The 13,453-nt window shown below is 73.4% G+C and carries 14 protein-coding genes and 1 riboswitch; of the genes, 11 read left to right on the top strand and 3 right to left on the bottom strand.

Features of this window, described 5'->3' with window-relative positions; all coding sequences use genetic code 11:
• Positions 1-195: 195 nt before the first annotated feature.
• Positions 196-1,686: a glycine hydroxymethyltransferase gene (locus tag ACFV6I_RS28885; RefSeq protein WP_380428442.1), complete on the bottom strand. Its 1,491-nt coding sequence runs from the start codon at positions 1,684-1,686 to the stop codon at positions 196-198.
• Positions 1,687-1,715: 29 nt separating this feature from the next.
• Positions 1,716-1,811, bottom strand: a riboswitch (ZMP/ZTP riboswitch).
• Positions 1,812-2,116: 305 nt separating this feature from the next.
• Between ACFV6I_RS28885 and ACFV6I_RS28880 the strand changes: the two genes are divergently transcribed.
• The 4 genes from ACFV6I_RS28880 (at position 2,117) to ACFV6I_RS28865 (ending at position 7,781) form a co-directional block, all read left to right on the top strand.
• Positions 2,117-3,082 carry an ABC transporter permease gene (locus ACFV6I_RS28880; RefSeq protein ID WP_363367281.1) on the top strand — a complete coding sequence of 322 codons (966 nt, stop codon included), beginning with the start codon at positions 2,117-2,119 and terminating at the stop codon, positions 3,080-3,082.
• Positions 3,083-3,158: 76 nt separating this feature from the next.
• Positions 3,159-4,910 carry an ABC transporter substrate-binding protein gene (locus tag ACFV6I_RS28875; RefSeq protein ID WP_380428440.1) on the top strand — a complete coding sequence of 584 codons (1,752 nt, stop codon included), beginning with the start codon at positions 3,159-3,161 and terminating at the stop codon, positions 4,908-4,910.
• Positions 4,911-5,029: 119 nt separating this feature from the next.
• Entirely contained in the window at positions 5,030-6,022 is a 993-nt protein-coding gene (locus ACFV6I_RS28870; RefSeq protein ID WP_063350084.1) for an ABC transporter permease, read from the top strand.
• Between the two features lie 118 nt (positions 6,023-6,140).
• Positions 6,141-7,781, top strand: coding sequence for a dipeptide ABC transporter ATP-binding protein (locus tag ACFV6I_RS28865; RefSeq protein ID WP_380428438.1), 1,641 nt, complete (start codon positions 6,141-6,143; stop codon positions 7,779-7,781).
• Here ACFV6I_RS28865 and ACFV6I_RS28860 read toward each other — a convergent pair.
• On the bottom strand, positions 7,778-8,023 hold the full coding sequence (locus tag ACFV6I_RS28860) for a hypothetical protein (protein ID WP_380428436.1): 246 nt from the start codon (positions 8,021-8,023) through the stop codon (positions 7,778-7,780). The two genes, ACFV6I_RS28865 and ACFV6I_RS28860, sit on opposite strands and share 4 nt — an antisense overlap.
• Before the next feature lie 41 nt (positions 8,024-8,064).
• Between ACFV6I_RS28860 and ACFV6I_RS28855 the strand changes: the two genes are divergently transcribed.
• Positions 8,065-8,496, top strand: coding sequence for a cytidine deaminase family protein (locus ACFV6I_RS28855; protein ID WP_380428434.1), 432 nt, complete (start codon positions 8,065-8,067; stop codon positions 8,494-8,496).
• Positions 8,497-8,616: 120 nt separating this feature from the next.
• Positions 8,617-9,180 (top strand): EF-hand domain-containing protein, encoded by a 564-nt coding sequence (locus tag ACFV6I_RS28850; RefSeq protein ID WP_063350081.1) that lies wholly within the window; start codon positions 8,617-8,619, stop codon positions 9,178-9,180.
• A gap of 54 nt (positions 9,181-9,234) precedes the next feature.
• On the opposite strand, the gene ACFV6I_RS28845 is transcribed toward ACFV6I_RS28850, so the two are convergent.
• Positions 9,235-9,810 (bottom strand): TetR family transcriptional regulator, encoded by a 576-nt coding sequence (locus tag ACFV6I_RS28845; protein WP_363367271.1) that lies wholly within the window; start codon positions 9,808-9,810, stop codon positions 9,235-9,237.
• Between the two features lie 149 nt (positions 9,811-9,959).
• Here ACFV6I_RS28845 and ACFV6I_RS28840 point away from each other — a divergent pair, with 149 nt between their 5' ends.
• The 5 genes from ACFV6I_RS28840 to ACFV6I_RS28820 all read left to right on the top strand — a co-directional run.
• Positions 9,960-10,553: a dihydrofolate reductase family protein gene (locus ACFV6I_RS28840; RefSeq protein WP_380428431.1), complete on the top strand. Its 594-nt coding sequence runs from the start codon at positions 9,960-9,962 to the stop codon at positions 10,551-10,553.
• A gap of 148 nt (positions 10,554-10,701) precedes the next feature.
• On the top strand, positions 10,702-11,121 hold the full coding sequence (locus tag ACFV6I_RS28835; protein ID WP_380428429.1) for a gamma-glutamylcyclotransferase family protein: 420 nt from the start codon (positions 10,702-10,704) through the stop codon (positions 11,119-11,121).
• 102 nt (positions 11,122-11,223) lie between these two features.
• A complete protein-coding gene (gene cbiE / locus ACFV6I_RS28830) occupies positions 11,224-12,462 on the top strand; it encodes a precorrin-6y C5,15-methyltransferase (decarboxylating) subunit CbiE (protein WP_380428427.1) in 1,239 nt (412 codons plus the stop codon).
• Complete coding sequence (gene cobM, locus ACFV6I_RS28825; RefSeq protein ID WP_380373850.1) at positions 12,459-13,220, top strand: precorrin-4 C(11)-methyltransferase; 762 nt, start codon at positions 12,459-12,461, stop codon at positions 13,218-13,220. Before cbiE ends, cobM begins: the two co-directional genes overlap by 4 nt.
• A gap of 5 nt (positions 13,221-13,225) precedes the next feature.
• Positions 13,226-13,453, top strand: a 228-nt coding sequence (locus ACFV6I_RS28820; protein WP_380428425.1) for a precorrin-6A/cobalt-precorrin-6A reductase, incomplete at its 3' end; no start/stop codon positions are given.

Here is a 13,453-nt window from a genome sequence, read left to right as displayed (position 1 = left end):
CACGCGGGCGTGTGTAAACCCCCATAACACGCCCCCCAAACACCACCCCGCCCCCCCGGGGGGGGCCCCCCAGCGCCCCCCGCCCCGGCCCCCCCCCTCGGGGGGCGGGGGCCCCGGGGGGTTCGGGCATCGAGGGCGGTTGGACGGGACCGGTCAGGTGAGGTCGGTCAGGCGGGGCCGGTCAGGTGCGGCCGGTCAGGTGAGGTCGACGCCCGGGTAGAGGGGGAAGGGGGCGAGGAGGTCGGTGGCGCGCTTGGCGACGCCGTCGCGCACGGCGTCGTCGAGGCGGTACTGGGCCTTGGAGGGGGCGCCGCCCGCGGTGGTGGTCGGAGTGGTGGCGCGCAGGACGGTGTCGATCAGGGCGGCGATCTCGTCCATCTCGGCGGTGCCGAGGCCGCGGGTGGTGAGGGCCGGGGTGCCGAGGCGCACGCCCGAGGTGTACCAGGCGCCGTTCGGGTCCTGCGGGACGGAGTTGCGGTTGGTGACGACGCCCGAGTCCAGCAGCGCCGCCTCCGCCTGACGGCCCGTCAGGCCGTAGCCGGAGACGTCGGCGAGGACGAGGTGGTTGTCGGTGCCGCCGGTGACCAGCCGGCCGCCGCGGCGCAGCAGGCCCTCGGCGAGCGCCCGGGCGTTGTCCACGACGGCGTGGGCGTAGGTCTGGAACTCGGGTCGGCGGGCCTCGGCGAAGGCGACCGCCTTGGCGGCCATGACGTGCGAGAGCGGTCCGCCGAGCACCAACGGGCAGCCGCGGTCGACGTGTTCGGCCAGTTCGGTGTCGCACAGCACCATGCCGCCGCGCGGGCCGCGCAGCGACTTGTGGGTGGTCGTGGTGACGATCTGGGCGTGCTGGACGGGGTCGTGGTCGCCGGTCAGCACCTTGCCCGCGACGAGGCCGGCGAAGTGCGCCATGTCGACCATGAGGGTTGCGCCGACCTCGTCCGCGATCTCGCGCATCCGCCGGAAGTCGACCAGTCGAGGGTAGGCGGAGTAGCCGGCGACCAGGATCAGCGGGCGGAACTCCCGGGCGGTCTCGCGCAGCGCGTCGTAGTCGATCAGGCCGGTGGCCGGGTCGGTGCCGTAGCTGCGCTGGTCGAACATCTTGCCCGAGATGTTGGGTCGGAAGCCGTGGGTGAGGTGGCCCCCGGCGTCCAGGGACATGCCGAGCATCCGCTGGTTGCCGAGCGACTGGCGCAGCTGCGCCCAGTCCTGCTCGGTGAGGTCGTTGACGCCCCGGACCTTGGCCCGCTCCAGCGCCGGGCTCTCCACCCGCTGGGAGAGGACGGCCCAGAAGGCGGTGAGGTTGGCGTCGATGCCGGAGTGCGGCTGGACGTAGGCGTGGTCGGCGCCGAACAGGGCGCGGGCGTGCTCGGCGGCGACGGTCTCGACGGTGTCGACATTGCGGCAGCCCGCGTAGAAGCGCCGGCCCGCGGTGCCCTCGGCGTACTTGTCGCTGAGCCAGTTGCCCATGGCGAGCAGGACGGCCGGGGAGGCGTAGTTCTCGCTGGCGATCAGCTTGAGCGAGGCGCGCTGGTCCTCCAGCTCCTGGCCGATGGCGGCGGCGATCCGCGGCTCCACGCCGGCGACCACGTCGAGGGCGCTGCGGAAGGCGGTGTCGGCGGCCGCGCCGGCGGCGGTGTGCGGGGCCTGAGCGGCCTCAACGGCATGAGGGGTGTGCGGGGTGGCCAAGGCGGTCTCCTCGTGGTGCACGGACGAGTACGGACGGCCCAGGCGCTCGGCAACTGTCGTGCGGGTGCACGGAGCCGCTTCCCGATGGTCGGTTCCATCCGTGCGCGCCAGTCGCGGCTCCCCGGGATCGTACCAATGCCCGGGGGGATGTGGCGGAGATCTCAGGATTCGGGACGGCACGCCCGTTTCGCCCCTCGATGTCCGTTCTTCTGCAACGCCGGTATTGCGGCGCAATGACGCCGAATGAAGCCGCAATACGCGCCGAAACAATGCCGGGGAAAACCGCCGGAGGTGATTTGCGGACCTCCCCGCACATCCGGTCTGATGGCGCTCGAACGGCCGACGGGAAACCCCCGGGGGCCGGTTCGGAAATGCACACCAGCGCACCCTCACCCACAGGGCGGCGGAGAATTCGGGGAGTACGCCTCTCATGGCCGTGGTCGAAACAGCAGCGGGCTCCGTCCCCGCACCCGCCGCGCCGAGGCTGCTCGGCCGGCTCCTGCGCGACCGGGTCGGCGCCGCCGCCCTCGCCGTCGTCCTGCTCTTCCTGCTGCTCGCCCTCGCCGCCCCGCTGATCGCCGCCCTGTACGGGAAGAACCCGGTCGAGCACTACGGCCAGAACTCCCCCGGCCTGCTCAGCGACAGCGGCCTGCCCGTCCTGCCGAACGGCGGCATCTCGGGCGACTTCTGGTTCGGCCTGGAGCCAGGGCTCGGCCGGGACGTCCTGACCCAGCTGCTCTACGGCATCCGCACCTCGCTGCTGATCGCCTTCGCCTCCGCCGCCGTGACCACCACGCTCGGCGTGCTGGCCGGGGTCGCGGTCGGCTACCTCGGCGGGATCGCCGACCGGCTGTTCGGCTTCCTGGCCAACGTGCTGCTGGCCTTTCCGACCCTGCTCCTGCTCCTCGCGCTGAGCCCCGTCATCCAGTCCCGGCTGGTCGATCCGGGCGCCGCGGAACCGGAGTGGATGCAGTTCCTGGTGCTGATCCTGGTCTTCTCCGCGTTCGGCTGGATTCCGCTCGCGCTTTCCCTGCGGGCCACCGTGCGGTCGCTCCGGGAAAGGGATTTCGTGCAGTCCGCCCGGGCCCAGGGCGCCGGCCGATTCCATGTCGTCGTCCACGAACTGCTGCCGAACGTCCGCTCGCAGCTGCTGGTGCACGCCACCATGGCGGTGCCGACCTTCGTCGCCTCCGAAGCGGTGCTGTCCTTCCTCGGCGTCGGCATCACGGAGCCGATCCCGGACTGGGGGCGGATGATCTCCCGTGGCTCCGAGGTCTTCCAGGCCGATCCGACCTACATGGTCTTCCCCGGTGTCGCCCTGCTGCTCTTCGTGCTCGCCTTCAACCTGCTCGGCGATGCCGTCCGGGACGCGCTGGACCCGCGCGCCGCCCGCTGAGCCCCCGTCCTCCTCCGTCCATCACCCCAAGCCCGCCCCGACCCGCCCCGACTCCCGGGGCAAGGAGAGATTCGCCATGCGCTGGACCAGACCGTCCCTCGCCGTCGTCGCCACCGCCCTGCTGGCGACCGCCTGCTCGGCCGGCGCGGGCACCGGCCCGGCGCCCGCCGGGGCGGCCGCCAAGGAGACGTCCCCGCTGACCGCCGCGCTCGGCGGCGAGAAGGAGAGCGCCGGCCCGGCCCCCGCCGTTGCCGGCGCCCGCGTGGGCGGCACCGTCAACGTGTACAACAGCGTCGAGTTCCGCCACCTCGACCCGCAGAAGGTCTACGCGGGCGCGACGTACAACGCCTCACTGCTCTGGGGCCGCCAGCTGACGCAGTATCAGGTTGTCGACGGCAAGGCCAAGTTGGTCGGCGACCTGGCGACCGACACCGGCACCTCCGGCGACGGCGGGCGCACCTGGACGTACCGGCTCAAGGACGGCGTGGCCTGGGAGGACGGCAAGCCGATCACCTCCCAGGACGTCAAGTACGGCATCGAGCGCAGCTTCGGCAAGGGCTACGAGGTCGGCCCGCCGTACTGGCCGCAGTGGCTCACCGGCGAGGCCAGCTACGAGGCGGCGCGCGCCAAGTACGCCGGCCCGCAGGACGGCGACCTTGCCGCGATCGAGACGCCCGACGAGCACACCCTCGTCTTCCACTTCCCGCAGCCGCAGGCCGACGTCCCGTACATGGCCGCGCAGTCCTCGTCCTCGCCGGTGCGCCGGGACAAGGACACCGGGACGGACTACGACCGGCAGCCGTTCGCCACCGGCCCCTACCGGATCGTCGAGCACGTCCAGAACACCCGCATGGTGCTGGAGCGCAACCCCGCCTGGAAGGCCGAGACCGACCCGATCCGCAGCCAGTACCCGGACAAGTTCGTCTTCACGTTCGGCAAGGAGGCGCTCAACATCAACCAGGAGATCCTGTCCGGGCGCGACGGCGGCGCCAGCGCCACCACCGCCTCCGACGTGCTCTCCCCCGAGCTGTACCAGACCGCCGACACCGACCCGAAGGCCAAGGACCTGGTCGTCTCCGGGCGCCAGGGCGCCTTCGTCACCCAGCTGGTGATCAACAACGAGCGGGTACCGGACGTCGAGGTCCGCAAGGCCCTGCACCTCGGCTACCCCCGCCAGCAGGCCCGCCAGGTCCAGGGCGGCTCCCGGATCGGCGAACTCGCCAGCACGCTCAGCTCGCCGGCGCTGATCGACTGGGAGAAGTACGACCTCTACCCGGTCAAGCCCGAAGGCGACCCGGAGGCCGCCAAGGCCGCGCTCGCCAAGGCCAAGCAGGCGCCGACGAACCTGACCTATGGGTACAAGAACACCCCGGACGCGCAGCGCACCGCGCAGGTGCTGGTGGACGGCTTCGCCAAGTCGGGCATCACCATCGTGCCCAAGCCGATCGACCCCAAGGCGTTCCTGGACGAGGTGCACCGCGCCGACTCCCCGTACGACCTGTTCGAGGAGACCTCCTCCGTCGACTGGCCGACCCCGTCCACGCTGATCCCGTTCTCCTTCGACGGCCGCGCCGGCAGCGACCTCAACTCCGCGCGCTACCGCAACCCGGCGGTGGACAAGGAGATCGACCGGATCAACCAGATCGGCGAGCCGCGCGCCAAGGCCAAGGAGCTGTACGCGCTGGAGAAGACCGTGATGCAGGACGTCCCGGTGCTGCCGTTCGTCTACGCGAACGTCAACCAGGTACGCGGCTCCAACGTCGGCGGGGCGTTCATCCACCCCATCTACGGCACGGTCAGCCTGGCGTGGCTGTACCTGAAGTCCTGACCGCCGTACCCGCCCCCGCGCCGGTCGGTGCGGGGGCGGGCCCCTGAAGTCCTGCACTCCCCGTGTGCTCCACGTAGCCCTCGCGCACGCCTCCCCGTCCCGTCGACCCCGGACCGGCCATGCTCTCCTTCGCCCTGCGGCGGACCCTCCAGGCCCTCGCCGTCCTGGTCGCGGTCTCCGCCGCCGCCTTCGCCCTCTTCTACGCCGCGCCCGCCGACCCGGCCCGCGCCGCCTGCGGCCCGCGCTGCGACAGCGGCCAAGTCGCGGCGGTGCGCCAGAGCATGGGCCTGGACCAGCCGCTGCTCACCCAGTACACCGACTACCTCACCGGGGTCGTCGCCGGGCGCGACATCAGCGACGTGGACGGCTCGGTCATCCACTGCGACGCGCCCTGCCTCGGCTACTCCTACCGGCTGCACCAGCCCGTCACCGAGGCCCTGGCCGACCACCTGCCGGTCACCTTCTCGCTCACCGCCGGCGCCCTCGCCGTCCTGCTGGTGCTCGGCCTCGGCACCGGGTTCGTCTCCGCGCTGCGGCACGGCGGCCGCACCGACCGGCTGCTCTCCGGCTTCACCCTCGTCGGCGCCAGCGTGCAGATCTACTTCCTCGGATACGTCGCCCAGTGGGCACTGGTCTACTCCACCGGTCTGCTGCCACTGCCCTCCTACACCCCGCCGACCGAGGACCTCGCGGCCTGGGCGGGCGGGCTGCTGCTCCCCTGGCTCGTCCTCGGCTTCGTCAACTCCGCCGTGTTCGCCCGGCTTTCACGCTCCCAGCTGCTGGAGACGATGAACGAGGAGTACGTCCGCACGGCGCGCGGCAAGGGCCTCGGCCGGCTGCGCGCCCACCTCAAGTACACCTCGCGCGGCGCCGCCGGACCGCTGGTGCAACTGCTCGGCCTGGAGGCCGGGGTGCTGCTCGGCGGGGCGGTCATCACCGAGACGGTGTTCGGGCTGAACGGGGTCGGACGGTTCGCCGCCCAGGCGGTGTCCGGGCAGGACCTGCCTGCGGTGGTCGGCGCGGTGCTGCTGGCCGCCTGCTTCGTGGTGCTGTTCGTCGCGCTGGCCGACCTGGTGGTGGCCTGGCTCGACCCGCGAATCCGCCTGAGCTGACTGGAGCCGTTCGATGACGTCCACTGTTGAATCCGTGTCCGGGGGCGCGCCCGGAGCCGCGCCCGGAGCCGTGTCGGAGGCCGCTCCTGGGCCTGGTGCCGCGCCCTCCGCAGAGCCCGTGCTGAGCGTTCGCGATCTGACCGTCACCTTCGCCGACCCGCGCGGCGGGGCGCCCGTGACCGCCGTCCGGGGGCTCTCCTTCGACCTCGCCGCCGGTGAAGTCCTCGGCCTGGTCGGCGAGTCGGGCTCCGGCAAGTCGGCCACCGGCCTCGCCGTCCTCGGCCTGCACGACCCGCGCACCACCACCGTCACCGGCTCGATCCGGCTGGGCGGGCAGGAGTTGGTGGGTGCGACGGAGTCCACGCTGCGCCCGGTCCGGGGCGGCCGGGCCGCGCTGGTCTTCCAGGACGCGCTCACCTCGCTCAGCCCCTTCCACGGCGTCGGCGCCCAACTCGCCGAGATGTACCGGCTGCACCACCCCGGCGCCGGCCGCGCCGAGGCCCGCCGACGGGCCGCCGCGATGCTCGACCGGGTCGGCATCCCGGCCGCCCGGGTGCGCGACTTCCCGCACCAGTTCTCCGGCGGGATGCGCCAGCGGGTGATGATCGCCATGGCACTGATGAACGACCCGCAGGTGCTGATCGCCGACGAGCCCACCACCGCCCTGGACTCCCGGGTGCAGCGGCAAGTCCTCGACCTGCTCGGCGAGTTGCAGCGCGAGCACGGCACGGCGGTGCTGCTGGTCAGCCACGACCTCGGCGTGGTCGCCGGGACGACGGACCGCACGCTCGTGCTGCGCGGCGGCGTCGAGGTCGAGTCCGCGCCGACCGCCGAGCTGCTGGCCGCGCCGCGCGAGCCGTACACCCGCGCACTGGTCGGGGCGGCGCTCACCCTCGACTCCGTACCCGGCTCGCCGCTGCCAACAGTTGACGATCCGTCACCCATCGCCGAATTCGCGCCCCGGACGGTCGGGCACCCCGAGCGCTGGCTCGTCGAGGTGGCGGACCTCGCCGTCCACTTCCCCGGGCGGCGCCGCCTTCCCAGCCTGCGCGCCGAGCCCGTCCGGGCGGTGGAGGGCGTAGGACTGCGGATCGCCCCCGGCGAGACGCTCGGACTGGTCGGCGAGTCCGGCTCCGGCAAGTCCACCACCGCCCGCGTCCTGGCCGGCCTCCAACAGCCCACCTCGGGAACGGTCCTGTACGACGGCCAGGACGTCACCCGCCCAAGCCGGGAGCTGCGGCGCCGGCTCAGCCGGGAGATCCAGCTGGTCTTCCAGGACCCGTACGCCTCCCTCAACCCGCGCCGCACCGTCGCCCAGACCCTCGACACCCCGCTGCGCCTGCACACCTCACTCGACGCGGCCCAGCGGCGGGAGCGCTCGGCCGAACTGCTGGACCAGGTCGGGCTGCCCGCCGCCCACCTGGACCGCTACCCGCACGAATTCTCCGGCGGACAGCGCCAGCGGATCGGCATCGCTCGGGCCCTCGCCCCGCAGCCGCGCCTGATCATCGCGGACGAACCGGTGTCGGCCCTCGACGTCTCGGTCCAGGCGCAGGTGCTCAACCTGCTGATGGAGCTGCGCGAACGCCTCGGCGTCGCCTTCCTGTTCGTCTCGCACGACCTCGCCGTGGTGCGGCACTTCTGCGACCGGGTGGCCGTGATGCACCGGGGCCGGCTGGTCGAGTCCACCGACCGCGACCGCCTGTTCAGCGCGCCGCACACCGAGTACACCCGGGAGCTGCTGGCGGCGGTGCACTAGCGCGGGGACCGGTCCTCGCGGGGGTCGGTGGCCTCGCGGGGGTCGGTGGGGAGGAGTGCGTAGAGGTGCATGTCCCGGCGCTCGTCGTCGTACCCGGCGGAGGCGGCCGGGACGGTGGTGACCAGCGGGATGTACGGGTCGGTGCCCGCCTCCCGGACCACGGCGAGGTCGGTGAGGCGCCAGGGGCGAAGGATGAAGGAGCCCGCGCAAAGCGTTGGCACGATCAGGGGCGGTCGGTCCATGATCGAAGCCTGTCATGTGCGATCAAGGAGTCCCAGCGAATATGTCCGCCAGCGATCAATCCGACCCCGCAGGAGACCGCGCAGCCGTCGACCAGGAGCTCGTCGAGGCCGCCCGGGCGGTGGCCCAGCGCTTCTCCCGGGGCGACAACCACACCGTCGCGGCCGCCGGACGCAACGCCGACGGGCGGATCGTCACGGCCTTGAACGCCTACCACTTCACCGGCGGCCCGTGCGCGGAGCTCGTCCTCATCGGCGCGGCCGCCGGCCAGGGCGCGTACGACCTCACCACGGTCGTCGCGGTCGGCGACCGGGGCCGGGGCGTCGTGCCGCCGTGCGGCCGCTGCCGGCAGGTGCTGCTCGACTACTTCCCGACGGTCGAGATCATCGTCAAGCGGGGAACGGAACTGCTCGCCCTGCCCGTCCTCGACCTGCTCCCCGAGGCGTACGTCTGGGCCGAGCACCAGGACGGCTAGCAACCTCGCCTTCGAGTCGCGCTCGTGTGGCCGTTCACCCGTCGTTCGGCTGCGCGAGCGCGACTCCAGGCACTAGCGTGCTGGCGACGTGTCGTAGTGATCGCCAACCGAGGGGGCACATTGTCGGACGACCTGCTCACAGCAAAGATCAACCACGGGTTCGACCACCTCGACGCCGACGGCGACGGACTCCTCACCGAACGGGACCACGTCCTCATGGGCATCGCCGTCGCCCGCTCGCTCGGCCACCAGGAGGGCTCGGAGGCCGAGGCCGTCATCGTCCGCGCCTACCTGACGGTCTGGCACGACCTGCACCTGGCCCACCTGCCCGCCGGCACCGAGGCGATCACCCGCGAACAGTTCGTCCGCTCGACCGGCGCCCTCTCCGACGACCCCGAGGCCGCGCGGACCAGCTTCGGCGCACTCGCCGACGCCTTCCTCGCCGTCGCCGACACCGACCGCAGCGGAACGGTCGACGCCGGCGAGTTCTTCGTCTTCCAGCGCGGCCACTTCGCCGGCCTCTCCCGCGACGACGCCGACGAGGCCTTCCGCCACCTCGACCGCGACGGCGACGGCACCCTCTCCGCAGCCGAGTTCACCAGCGCCATCATCGAGTTCTGGACCAGCCGCGACCCCGACGCCCCCGGCAACTGGTGGACGGGCAGGCCCCCGCACACCCTCTGACACCCCCTCCGGCACAGCCGCCCCCTCGCCCGCCGAAACGCGAGGCCGACAGGGTCAGGTCGCGGGGACGATTCGCTCGACGATGGTGTCGAGCAGGGCGGGCAGGGTGTCGGTGCCCAACACCTCGGGCAGGGTGAGGTGTTCGACGATCAGGCCGGTCATCGCGAGGTAGAGGACGAGGACGGTCTCGCGGTCGCCGGGCAGTCCTCCGTCGAGGTGGTAGGCGACGTTGGCCTCCAGCTGCTCGCGGATGGTGCCGGTGAGCTGGGCCCGCAGGCCGGGGCGGCGGGTGGCTTCCAGGCGCAGTTCGAGCATCGCGAGGTAGCCGGCCCGGTCGGCGGAGATGCGGCGGATCAGGTCGCGCATCAGGGCGGCGACCAGAGCGCGGTCACGCGGGGCCCGCAGCAGGTCGGCGATGACGGCCGGGTCCGGGGTGAGCCGGTGGTGGATGTGCCGGGCGGTCTGGTGGAGCAGGTGGTCGCGGTTGGCGAAGTAGTTGGAGGCCGTGCCGTTGGGGACGCCGGCCTGCACGTCGACCGCGCGGAAGGTGAGGCCGCGGGCGCCCTCGCGGGCGAGGACCTCGATGGCGGCGTCGGCGAGGGCGGTGCGGCGGGCGGGGTTCTGGACCATGGGTCGATTCTCTCTCGCGGGGTTTTCGGGGGCCGGGGCGCCCGGGTCCGAAAACACCTTGGCAACCACTACAACTGGAGTACTATAGTCGGAGTGGTTAGGCGGCGGGCCGCACGGCCCGCGCCGCTTCCCGACCCCAAAGGACCTGCATGCGCAAGCTCACCTACTTCATCGGCACCACCATCGACGGCTTCATCGCCGGCCCGGACGACAGCTTCGACTTCTTCGCGCCGTTCCTCACCGAGGACTACACCTCGACGCTCTTCGCCGAGTACCCGGAGACCATCCCCACCCCCGGCCGCGCGGCGTTCGGCATCGCGGAGGCACCCAACAAGCGCTTCGACACCGTCGTCATGGGCCGCGGCACCTACGCACCGGGGCTGGCCGTGGGCCTCACCAGCCCCTACGCCCACCTGCGGCAGATCGTGGTCTCCCGCACCCTCGGCACCAGCCCGGACCCGGCGGTGGAGGTCACTGCGGAGGACCCGGTGGCCCTCGTCCGCCGGCTGAAGCAGCAGGACGGGCTCGGCATCTGGCTCTGCGGCGGCGCCGACCTGGCCGGCCATCTGCTGCCCGAGATCGACGAGTTGATCATCAAGCAGTACCCGGTGGTGGTCGGATCGGGCATCCCGCTGTTCCGCGCGGAGTTCGGGCCCCGCGCCTTCACGCTCACCGACAGCCGCGTCTTCGAGCGCGGCAACGTCGTCCTGACCTACGCACGGACCGCCCCGGACGCCGCCTGACGCCCACCGTCCGGCGGACGCGCGGGGCACGGGGCGCGGGGCACGGGACGCGGGGCGCGGGGCACGGGACGCACGAGGCAAGAGGCGCTATCGCGGCGCGGGCGCGAGGACGTACCGTGGGCGCTCCCCCAGCCGAGAGGTCGAACCCGTGTCCGAGGAGGCCCTGCCGTTCTTCGTCTACGGCACCCTGCGCAGCGGCGGCCGCAACCACGCCGCCCACCTGGCCGGACGCTGCACCGACATCCGCCCGGCCGTGCTGGACGGCGCCACACTGCACGACGGCCCCGGGTACCCGTACGCGGTGCCGGACGCGACGCCCGGGCGCCGGATCGTGGGCGAGCTGATCACCGTACGGCCCGGCGCGTACGCGGGCGCGCTCGCGGCGCTGGACCGGCTGGAGGACTGCCGGGCGGACGGGACGGGCCTGTACGTACGGCGGCGGCTGCCGGTGCGGACGGCGGCGGGCGAGGTGCGGGAGGCCTGGGTGTACTTCGCCGGGCCCGTCGTCGAGAGCCGGCTACGGGAACGGCCCGCGGTGATCGACTCGGGGGACTGGGCGGACCGGTAGCGGGGAACGGGCGGGAGACGGGCGGCCGGATACCGCCAGGTAGGCTGCCCCGATAGTTATTTTTTCTACTCACGGCGCCCGCCGAACGACAGGAGCCACCCGGTGCCCGAGCTGCCACCCCCGATCACCGTCGTCGGGATCGGGGCCGACGGCTGGCCCGGCCTCTCCACCGCCGGCCGGGCCGCCCTGCGGGCAGCCGAGGTGGTCGTCGGCGGCCCCCGGCAGCTGGACCTCCTCCCCCGCGACGAGGTCGCCGCCGCGCGCGTCCCGTGGCCGTCCCCGCTGCGCCCGGCCGTCCCCGGGCTGTTCGCCGCGCACGCGGACCGCCGGGTCGCCGTCCTGGCCAGCGGCGACCCGATGTTCTACGGCATCGGCCGCACCCTCGCCGAGACGGTCGGCGCCGGGCGGCTGCGCGTCCTGCCGCACCCCTCCTCCGTCTCCCACGCCTGCGCCCGACTCGGCTGGCCGCTGGAGTCCACCGAGGTGGTCAGCCTGGTCGGCCGCCCGCTGGACACCCTCGCCCTGGCCCTGAACCCCGGCCGCCGCCTGCTCGTGCTGAGCGCCGACGCCGCGACCCCGGCCGCCGTCGCCGGGCTGCTCACCGCGCACGGCTACGGCGCCGCCCGTCTGCGGGTGCTCGAACAGCTCGGCGGCCCGGCCGAACGCCGGCTCGACGGCACCGCCGACGGCTGGCCGCACCCACCCGGCGACCCGCTGAACGTCATCGCGGTCGACCTCGGCGACGGCCCCCGCAACTCGCTCGTCCCCGGCCTGCCCGACGCCGCCTACGAGAGCGACGGCCAGCTCACCAAGCGGCACGTGCGCGCCGCCACCCTCGCCGCCCTCGCCCCCTCCCCCGGCGAACTGCTCTGGGACGTCGGCGGCGGCTCCGGCTCGATCGCCGTCGAGTGGCTGCGCGCGCACCGCGACTGCCAGGCCGTCAGCATCGAACGCGACCCGGTGCGGGCCGAACGGATCGCCCGCAACGCCGCCGCCCTGGGCGTGCCACGACTGCGCGTGGTGACCGGCCCGGCCCCCGCCGCGCTCGCCGAACTCCCCGCCCCCGACGCGGTGTTCATCGGCGGCGGCCTCACCGCGACCGGCCTGCTGGACAGTTGCTGGGCCGCCCTGCGGCCGGGCGGCCGGCTGGTCGCCAACACCGTGACGCTGGAATCCGAGGCGCTGCTCACCCAGTGGTACCGGCGCCACGGCGGGGAGCTCGTCAAGCTCGCCGTCGCGCACGCCGTCCCGGTGGGCGGCTTCACCGGGTGGCGGCAGGCCATGCCGGTCACCCAGTGGTCCGCCGTCAAGCCCAACACCCCTCAGGAGAACGCGTCGTGACCGTCCACTTCATCGGAGCCGGCCCCGGCGCCGCCGACCTGATCACCCTGCGCGGCCAGCGCCTCCTGGCCCGCGCCGAGGTCTGCCTCTACGCCGGCAGCCTGGTACCGCGCGAGCTCCTCGACGAATGCCCGCCCGGCGCCCGCCTCGTCGACACCGCGCAGCTCAACCTGGACCAGATCATCGCCGAGCTGGTCCGCGCGCACCAGGCCGGACAGGACGTGGCCCGGCTGCACTCCGGCGACCCGTCCGTCTTCTCCGCCGTCGCCGAGCAGATGCGCCGCCTCGACGCGGCCGGCGTGCCGTACGAGATCGTCCCCGGCGTGCCCGCCTTCGCCGCCGCAGCGGCCGCGCTCAAGCGGGAGTTGACCGTCCCGACCGTCGGCCAGACCGTCATCCTCACCCGGATCGCCAAGCGCGCCACCCCGATGCCCGAGGGCGAGGACCTGGCCACCCTCGGCCGCAGCGGCGCCCTGCTGGTGCTGCACCTGGCCGCCGGCTACGTGGACGACGTCGTCGAGCAGCTGCTCCCGCACTACGGCGCCGACTGCCCGGCCGCCGTCGTCGCGATGGCCAGCCGGCCGGACGAGCTGGTGCTGCGCGGCACCCTCGCCGACATCGCCGAACAGGTCAAGGCCTCGGGCGTGGTCCGCACCGCCGTCATCCTGGTCGGCCGGACCCTGGCCGCCGAGCAGTTCCGCGACAGCCACCTCTACTCGGCTGAGCGCGAACGCCCGCACGAGCCCTGCGGGGCGTGAACCCCATGACCCGGCACGTCCTGATCCTCGGCGGGACGACGGAGGGGCGGGCGCTGGCCGCCGCACTCGTCGAGCTGCCGTCCCTGCGGGTCACCAGTTCGCTGGCCGGCCGGGTCGCCCAACCCCGGCTGCCCGCAGGGGAGGTGAGGATCGGCGGCTTCGGCGGCCCGGACGGGCTGGCCGACTGGCTGCGCGGCGAACGGGTGGACGCGGTCATCGACGCCACCCACCCG

This window comes from Kitasatospora sp. NPDC059803 (genome assembly GCF_042732255.1).
In the GTDB taxonomy this organism is placed as follows: Bacteria; Actinomycetota; Actinomycetes; order Streptomycetales; family Streptomycetaceae; genus Kitasatospora.
The sequence above is the reverse complement of the archived record's forward strand: the minus strand, read 5'-3'. Positions and strand labels throughout refer to the sequence as shown.